Origin of the sequence: Mycobacterium sp. UM_Kg1 (assembly GCF_000972925.1) — a bacterium.
In the GTDB taxonomy this organism is placed as follows: Bacteria; Actinomycetota; Actinomycetes; order Mycobacteriales; family Mycobacteriaceae; genus Mycobacterium; species Mycobacterium hiberniae.
In genome coordinates this window covers 1-8012 of sequence record NZ_JRMK01000155.1, presented here as the reverse complement: position 1 = coordinate 8012, position 8012 = coordinate 1, and the positions used below count along the sequence as shown (strand labels likewise).

The 8012-nt window shown below is 69.7% G+C and carries 7 protein-coding genes and 1 pseudogene; 4 read left to right on the top strand and 4 right to left on the bottom strand.

Annotated features, from left to right (window positions below):
* Together LI92_RS18040 and LI92_RS18035 are read right to left on the bottom strand one after the other, a co-directional pair.
* The coding region (locus LI92_RS18040; protein WP_046321334.1) for an AMP-binding protein at window positions 1-500 on the bottom strand (500 nt) is incomplete at its 3' end.
* 39 nt (window positions 501-539) lie between these two features.
* Window positions 540-1376, bottom strand: coding sequence for an SDR family oxidoreductase (locus LI92_RS18035; RefSeq protein WP_046321332.1), 837 nt, complete (start codon window positions 1374-1376; stop codon window positions 540-542).
* A 148-nt stretch (window positions 1377-1524) separates the two neighbouring features.
* Between LI92_RS18035 and LI92_RS18030 the strand changes: the two genes are divergently transcribed.
* The 4 genes from LI92_RS18030 (at window position 1525) to LI92_RS18015 (ending at window position 6406) form a co-directional block, all read left to right on the top strand.
* Window positions 1525-2637: a glycoside hydrolase 5 family protein gene (locus LI92_RS18030; RefSeq protein ID WP_046321330.1), complete on the top strand. Its 1113-nt coding sequence runs from the start codon at window positions 1525-1527 to the stop codon at window positions 2635-2637.
* A 111-nt stretch (window positions 2638-2748) separates the two neighbouring features.
* Entirely contained in the window at window positions 2749-4482 is a 1734-nt protein-coding gene (locus LI92_RS18025) for a serine/threonine-protein kinase (RefSeq protein ID WP_046321338.1), read from the top strand.
* Between the two features lie 114 nt (window positions 4483-4596).
* Window positions 4597-5580 carry a DUF1942 domain-containing protein gene (locus LI92_RS18020; RefSeq protein ID WP_046321328.1) on the top strand — a complete coding sequence of 328 codons (984 nt, stop codon included), beginning with the start codon at window positions 4597-4599 and terminating at the stop codon, window positions 5578-5580.
* Between the two features lie 151 nt (window positions 5581-5731).
* Window positions 5732-6406 carry an MPT63 family protein gene (locus LI92_RS18015; protein WP_046321336.1) on the top strand — a complete coding sequence of 225 codons (675 nt, stop codon included), beginning with the start codon at window positions 5732-5734 and terminating at the stop codon, window positions 6404-6406.
* Between the two features lie 39 nt (window positions 6407-6445).
* Here LI92_RS18015 and LI92_RS18010 read toward each other — a convergent pair whose 3' ends face one another.
* Window positions 6446-7534, bottom strand: a complete 1089-nt coding sequence (locus LI92_RS18010; RefSeq protein ID WP_046321326.1) for an NAD(P)H-dependent amine dehydrogenase family protein — start codon at window positions 7532-7534, stop codon at window positions 6446-6448.
* Window positions 7531-8012 (bottom strand): annotated as a pseudogene (locus LI92_RS18005) (Rieske 2Fe-2S domain-containing protein); the annotation flags it as partial. The pseudogene LI92_RS18005 and the gene LI92_RS18010, both read right to left, overlap by 4 nt.

Genomic DNA, 8012 nt, shown 5'->3' with positions numbered 1-8012 from the left:
CCCAGTTGCGGGCCGGCGGCACCGCCGGTGACCGAGTTCAGCTCGTCGATGCTCAACGTTTCGGTGCCGAGGCCGGCCGCCGAGGCACGCCGCTGCGCGTCGGTGATCAGCAGCCGGGCCCGCGAGGCGCCCAGGATCGCGGCCACCTCCCGGGTTCCGGCCCGTGCGCCGATGCCGACCACCACCGCGCCGCAGCGCTCGATCGCCACGTACAACACGTGAATGGCGGCGGAATCGCCGTGCCACACCGCGATCCGGTCACCGGGACCCGCGCCGGCTCCCGCCAGCCGCGCCGCCAGCGCGTCCGCCGCGGTGTCGAACGCCTGCCAGGTCAACCCGGACCCGGAGAAGTCCACATAGGCCCTGCGGGCCGGGAACTGGCGGGCGTTGCGGCGCACCGCGTCCGACAGCGTCGTCGGCGACCACCACCCCACGGCGTGATAGTGGGCGATCTCGGCGGCGGTGTAGGCCGGAGAGCGCCATGCGGGGCCGGTAGACATCGTCGCGTGCCGCCTCCGATCCAACGGCTCGGGCCGCCGTCAGTAGATATAGTCCTCGCCGCTGGCCCGCACCGTGATGTCGCTGATGCTGATGCCCCACGGCTGATCGATGACGTGCACCACCGCCTCGGCGAGGTCCTCGGGGGTGATCAGCCAGTACTTCACCGAGTCGATGTCGGTCTGCTCAGGTTCCAGGGCGCCCTGCGCAAAAGCCCGCACAGACTGCTTGTAACTCTCCCCGCGGGGTCCGACGATGCCCATGATCGCGGAGCCGTTGACGACGCCGCTGCCGAGGTTGGTGCCCATAACACCGGTCGGCTTGACGGTAGTCACCTTGATCTTTCCCTTGGCCTCGATGCGCAGCGAGTCCGACAGGACGGCGACCGCGGCCTTGGTCGCGCTGTAGACCCCCGACCCCGCGATGCCGGCGTTGCCGTAGATCGACGAGATGTTGACGACGTGACCGCGGCCCTGGGCGATCATCTGGTCATAGACGGCCGAGATGCCGTTCACCACGCCCTTGATGTTGATGTCGATGGCCCGGTGCCAGCGCTGCCACGCCTTCTCGTGATCGGCGAAGTAGGCGAGCGGCATCACCCCGGCGTTGTTGACGATGACGTCCACTGCGCCGAAGGTCTGCACCGCATGCTGCACCGCGGCCTTCATCTGCTCGATGTCGGTGACGTCGGCGACCTGATAGCTGCCGGTCAGTCCCGCCTGGCGGATGCCGTCGAAGACCTCCGCGAGGGCCTCGGCGCCGATGTCCAGCCCGACCACGCGGGCCCCGGCGGCGGCGCACTTCTCGGCGATCAGCTTGCCGAACCCGCCACCCGCACCGGTGACGACGACGACCTTGTCCTGCAGGTACTGCGACATAGTCGGCCTCCGGCGCCACGAATCGGACTGAATAGTTCCGCAGCAGTGTAGGGGGCCGCGGTCGACCCCGGCGCGGCCCCCCAATTTGCTCGGCGACTTTCCGTGCGTCCGGACGGCCGCTAACTTCTGCGGACGTTATGGTCACTGCGTGAAGCGTCGCACGGCATTGGGGCTGCCACTGCTGCTGGCGGCCGGCCCCACGTTAAGTCGGCTCCCGCGGGCCGGCGCGGACCCCGGCCGCTGGTCGATCGAGCGGGTTAATCGCTGGTACCAGGCTCAGGGCTGGCCGGTGGGCTCCAACTACATCACCTCCTCTGCGGTCAATCAGCTCGAGATGTTTCAGCCGGGCACGTTCGATCTGCGGCGGATCGACGCAGAGCTGGGCTGGGCCCGCTCGGCGGGCTTCAACACCGTGCGGGTGTTCCTGCACGATCAGCTGTGGGCCGCCGACCAGCGGGGCTTCCAATACCGGCTGGGCCAGTTCGTCTCCGTCGCCGCGCGCCATCGCATCAAGCCGATGTTCGTGCTGTTCGACTCCTGCTGGGACCCGCACCCCAAAGCCGGGCCCCAGCCGGCGCCGCGGGTCGGCATCCACAACTCACGTTGGGTGCAAAGTCCCGGCGCGGACCGGCTCGGGGACCGCAACTACTACCGCACGCTTTATGACTACGTCACCGGCGTGATGAGCCAGTTCCGCTACGACGAACGCGTGCTTGCCTGGGACCTGTGGAACGAGCCGGACAACATGGCCCGCGAATACAGCGCCGTCGAACGATCGGACAAGCTCGACCTCATCAGTGACCTCCTGCCGCAGGTGTTCAGCTGGGCACGGTCGGTCGACGCCCGTCAGCCGCTGACCAGCGGAATATGGGAGGGCTCCCGCCAGGGCAGCACGATCGTCAACACCCAGCTCAACAGCTCCGACGTCATCACGTTCCACTCCTACGACAAGCCGGCCACGTTCAGTGACCGCATCGCCGAACTGGCGCCCCTGGGGCGGCCGCTGATGTGCACGGAGTATCTGGCCCGCACCCGTGGCAACACCATCGACGGGATTCTGCCGATCATGAAGCGCCATAACGTGGGCGCCTACAACTGGGGCTTCGTGGCGGGGCGCACGCAGACCTATCTGCCGTGGGACTCCTGGGACAGTCCCTACAGCGCCGAACCGCAGGTCTGGTTCCACGATCTGGTGCAGCCCAACGGCCGGGCCTATCGCAATCTGGAGATTCTGACGATCAGCAACCTCACCGGCCGCTGACCGGCGCCACCGGCCGACGGCCGCCGGGGCCGGTGATGAAATCATGGGCGGCGATACCGTCAGGCACACAGTTCGGTGGCCGGGGCAGTGGGTTTCCGTGAGGAGTCGGTGATGGACGAGACCGCGTCGGGTTCGCGGGCCGGGTCACGATTGGGGCCTTACCTCCTCAAACGGCTGCTGGGCCGCGGCAGCACCGGTAAGGTCTACGAAGCGTTCGACACCCGCCGGGGCCGCACCGCTGCGCTCAAACTGCTCGCGCCGGCGCTGTGCGGGCCCGCGCTGCGTGAATGGCTGCGGCGCGAGGCCCTGGTTGCCGGGCGGGTGCAGGAGCCGCATGTGGTCCCGGTCCGTGATTACGGCGAACTCGACGGCCGCGTCTACCTCGACATGCCACTGGTTGCCGGTACCGACCTGGCCGCGTTGTTGAAGCGGACCGGCGTGCTCTCCCCGCCGCGAGCGGTCAACGTCGTGTGGCAGGCGGCCTCGGCGCTGGATGCCGCGCACAGCGCCGGGGTGTTGCACCGGGGGGTGCGGCCACGCAACATCCTGGTGACCGACGACGACTTCGTCTATCTGGTGGATTTCGCGCTGGCGGGGGCACCCGGCGCCGAGGCGGTCGAGCAGGCCGCCGGCTGGAAGTATGCGGCGCCGGAGCTGTTCTCCGGCAGTGAGTTCGGCCCGGCCGCCGACGTCTACGCGCTGACGTGCGTGCTCTATCAGTGCCTGACCGGGACGCCGCCCTACCGGGCAGACAACCCGGCAGCACTGGCCCACGCGCACCAAAGCAAGCCCATTCCGCGCCCGAGCCGGGCCGGGGCGGCGATCCCGGAAGCCTTGGACGAGGTGATAGCCAAAGGCATGGCCAAGGAGCCGCAGTCGCGGTATTCCGGCGCCGCCGAGCTCGCGACCGCCGCCTATCAGGCGCTCAGCACGCCCGATCAGCCCCAGACGGTGCAGCTCTACGAGTCCAGCCAGCAGGCCACCCCACCCCTGGTCGATCAGCCCGAGCCGGGAGCGGCGGCGACGAGCGAAGCGCTGGTGAGCGAAGCGCCGGTGTCGTCTGCCGCGCCGGCCGAACCGTCCTCGTCCCCGGACCTCGCGGAGGCGGCCGAGCCACCCGCCCCGGCCGCCGATGTTCCCGCCGCCGATGTTCCCGAAGCGGTGCCCGCTGCGGCGCCGGCAGCCCCGCCCCGAACCGCGGCCGGCGACGATTGGTTGCGTTCACCGCGCCGGCCGTGCAGGCCCGGCCGCCTGACCACACGACCGCTGGTGCTGTGGGTCGCCGCGGCGCTGGTCGTGGCCGTCGTGGGGTTGACCACGTGGCTGACGAACCGGCCGGCTTCCGACGGCGGCGGCGTTGCCGGCAGCACGTCCGGCTCGGCAACCGAAGCGGGCCTAGCCCCGACGACGGCGTCGCAGGCGGAGGCGCAGGACCGCCTTTTCAAGCTGCTGCCGCCGGGTTACCCGCAGGGCACCTGTAAGGCGGCCGCGCCGTCGAACGGGGCGATCGCCGAGGTGACGTGCGGACGCAACGTCGACGTCGACGGTCCGCCCACGGCGACCTACACACTGTTTCGCGACATCGTTGCGCTGCGCGTGAGCTTCGACGACACGGTGCAGGCCACCAACGTGGTCACCTGCCCGGGGCGGATTCAGTCGCCGGGGGCCTGGCACCGCACCGCCACCCCGGACAAGACCGCCGGAACACTGCTGTGCGGTACGCGCAACGGGTCTGCGGTACTGGTCTGGACCAACGACGCCAACCTGGTGATCGGCTCGCTGCGGGCCGAGCGCAACACCCCGACGCTGGAACAGTTCTACAGCTGGTGGAGTTCGCATTCCTGATCGCGGATCGGCCTCGATACGGGCCCACGCGGTCGTTGACTCCGTTAGCATTTTTGCTTTGGAGTCACTGCGTCATCCCCGAGAGATCCCGTCGAGCCGAGGAGCCCACCGACCATGAGATTCTTCGCAACTGCCATGGCAGCCGCGGGCGCGTTGGCCGCAGCCGGAGCCGTCACCGCCGCGACCGCGACCGCGGACGCCGGCGACGCCGCCCCCTCGACCCACCCGATCGGCAGCCAGGGCACCGTGAAGAACGGCGACGTCGTCCAGGGCTGGACGGTCAGCGACCTGCGCCCCAGCTCGGACGCCATCCCCTACCAGCCGCAGGGCACCCTGTGGGAGGCCACCGCCACCGGAGTGGCGATCCAGGGCACGGTCACGCCGGTGGTCGCCAACCTCGGCGCACGTTCGTCCAGCGGCCTGACCTACCCGGCACTGTTCACCGTGGCCACGGCGCAGGGAGTGAACCCGGCCAACCTGACGCAGGGCCAGAAGACCAGCGGCAAGGTGTACTTCGACGTCACCGGCGACGCGCCCACCAGCGCGGTTTACCAGGGCGCCGGCCAGGATCTGCTGGTCTGGATTCCCGCCGCACCGTCCGGTGACGCCTCGGGCAACCCGGCCACGGGCGCGCACCAGACCACCGGGTCGGCGGCGACCGGTGCCAAGCCCGCTCAGCAGGGCACCCCGGGTGCCGGGACCGCCACCGACGCCACGGCCGCCGGCAGCGAGGGCACCCCGCTGCCCGCGGGCAGCCAGGGCACGCCGCTGGCTACCGAGGCCGACGGCACCGCAACGTCCGCATCGTCGGGATCGCAGGCGGAGGCGACCACGGGAAGCACGGGGTCGCAGGCCGACGGCACCGGCACCGCCGAAGCGTCGACGTCGGCCGGCACCCCGGCCCCGTCCTCGCAACAGGCCCCCGCCACGCCGGCCCCGTCCGAGGCCTCTGCTGCTGCCGGCAGCTCGGGAACGCCGCTGCCCACCGACACCGCCGGCAGCTCGGCGACGGAGGCCACCGGCACCGCAAACTCAGAAGCCACCGCCGGGGCCGCTGACTCGTCCGGCAGCGCGAGCGGCTCCTCCGCCGCGCGCTGACCACCGCCGATCACCCGGTCGGGTTCGGCCCGCGCGTCCTGCGCGTCTGGGCCGTGCCCGGGTCCGGCTACCCTGTCTGCGAGCCCGATACGGTCGAAGCACTGCACTACCAATATCTTCGGGACGCCGCCGCACTGGAGGAGTGAGACCCATGAAGTCCATATCGACCGCACTGGCCGCGGGAGCATTGGCCGTCGCGGGTGCGCTGAGCACCGGGATCGCCGGCGCCGAGCCCGACACCGTCGTCGCGGTGCAGGGCCCGGCAACCCAGCCGATCGGCACCCAGGGCACCGTGCCCGAAGGTCCCGGAGTGCACGGGTGGACGGTGAGCGACCTGCGGCCCAGCTCGGACGCCATCCCCTACCAGCCCCGCGGGACGCTGTGGGAGGCCACCGCCGCTGACGAGGCGATCCAGGGCACCGTCTTCCCCATCGTCGCCAACTTCAGCGCCCGGACGGCGAGCGGACAGTCCTATCAGTCGCTGTTCACCGTGCCGACGACGCATGGCATCGTTCCGACCGCCTTGACCCAGGGCCAGCGGGCCAGCGGCAAGCTCTACTTCGACGTCACAGGCGACGCGCCGACCAGCTTGGTGTATCAGACCGCCGGCGCAGACCTGGCCCGGTGGGTGATGCCGGCGCCGCAACCGCAGACGCCGCCGCCGGCCCCGCAGGCTCCGGCGTCCTCCGGCGCCGCGGGTCAGCAGGCACCGTCGCCGGCCCGTCCGCCGTCATCGCGCCCCGGCCCGGCGACTCCGCCGCCGGCCAGCGCCGGGACGCCGCTGCCCGCGGGCAGTTCCGGCACACCGTTGCCGGCCGGCTCCTGACCCCGACCCGGCGTCAGCCGGGGATTCTCGCGCGCGTCGTCACGGACGGAATCGCCCGGCGAATCCGCGCAGCGGCAGGTCGGCGCTGGTCAGCAGGCCGGGCGGTGCCGCCACCACGGACTTGATCGCGTTGAGTGCGGGCAGCCCGGTCACGGTCATGCCGATCGAGGCGAAGTTGTCCGGGTTGGACAGGTCCACACCGGGCTTGGGGAAGATCATGTGCTTGTTGTAGACGCACGGGTCACCGGTGATCCGGGTGATGTAGCAGCCCTTGATGTTCCAGTTCGGCTCGGTGTAGGGCGTCATCTGCCACTCCAGGTGGGTTTCGACGCGCGGCACGCCGTTCACCATGCCCTGGTACTTGATGTAGTTGCCGCCCAGGGAGCCCTTGGGCAGGGTGTACCAGCCCAGGTCGACATCCCGGGTGCAGGCGCCGAGCTCGTAGTCGAAGGTGACCTCGTCGAGGGTCAGGTCGAAGCAGTCGGCCATCATCAGCACGCTGTCGGCGAAGACCCTGGTGAACTTCTCCAGCTTGGCCGGGATCTCCGGATCGTCCACCGGCTGGCCGTAGCCGACCTCGATCCAGGTGTCCTTGGAATGGTGGCAGGACACGTCCACCGATTCGATGGTGGTGACGTTCTCGATCTCGGCGACGTCGGCCGAGCACACCACACCGAGAATCTGGTTGAGCCCCGGGTTCATGCCGGTCCCGTAGAAGGTGGCGCCGCCTTTTTCGCAGGCCTCGGCCAGCAGCTGGGTCACCGGTTTGCCCGAGGGGTGCGGGTGGTTGGTGTCGCGGTGCCAGCCGGTGATCCAGTCGGCGGTGGTCACGATGTTGATGCCCGCCTCCAGGATCGCGACGTAGAGGTCCTCGTCGGGGAACACGCCGTGAAATGTCAGGACGTCGGGCTTGGCGGCGATGATCTCCTCGACGCTGCCGGTCGCGATCACGCCGTTGGGCGCGATGCCGGCCAGCTCGCCGGCATCCTTGCCGACCTTGTCCGGCGAATAGCAGTGCACTCCAACGAGTTCGAGGTCATCGCGGGCGGCGAACCGCCGAATCATCTCGGTCCCGACGTTGCCGGTGGCGACCTGGAACACGCGGATGGGTGCGGCGGCTGCGCTCATGCGGTGAAACCTTTCTGGGCAATCATTTCAGCGACCTCAGCAGCGCTGCCGCCGATGCCGTCGGGATAGAACTGCTTGGCCCACCGGCGGATTGCGGTGAAGCCCTCATACTCCGCGGTCGCCAGAGCAGGCGGGTCCGAGTACCGCTGGTGCGACCAGATGTGAATGTCCTGCTCGAATTGGCGGATCACTTCGCGTCCGAATTCGTTTGCCCTGGCCTCGGCCTTGGCCGCGTCGCGAGACGGGGTCCGGCCGATGTAGACCATGAAGCGGACATCGGAGGTGGACTCGTCGACGGGGGTGATCGCCGAGATGGTGCGGTTGTCGATCATCCCCCAGCTCTTGGTCACCGCGATGCCCAAGCCGCCGTTGATGGCTTCGACACCGCTGTTGACGTCTTCGATCGACTGGCCGTCGTCACCCTGGAAAGTGATGGTGAAGTCCACGTAGGACACCGGTTCGGCGAAGTCGTGTCGGG

Coding starts and splice junctions, on each gene's coding strand:
- LI92_RS18035 (WP_046321332.1), bottom strand. CDS start 1,376: ATGTCGCAGTACCTGCAGGACAAGGTCGTCGTCGTCACCGGTGCGGGT.
- LI92_RS18025 (WP_046321338.1), top strand. CDS start 2,749: ATGGACGAGACCGCGTCGGGTTCGCGGGCCGGGTCACGATTGGGGCCT.
- LI92_RS18020 (WP_046321328.1), top strand. CDS start 4,597: ATGAGATTCTTCGCAACTGCCATGGCAGCCGCGGGCGCGTTGGCCGCA.
- LI92_RS18015 (WP_046321336.1), top strand. CDS start 5,732: ATGAAGTCCATATCGACCGCACTGGCCGCGGGAGCATTGGCCGTCGCG.
- LI92_RS18010 (WP_046321326.1), bottom strand. CDS start 7,534: ATGAGCGCAGCCGCCGCACCCATCCGCGTGTTCCAGGTCGCCACCGGC.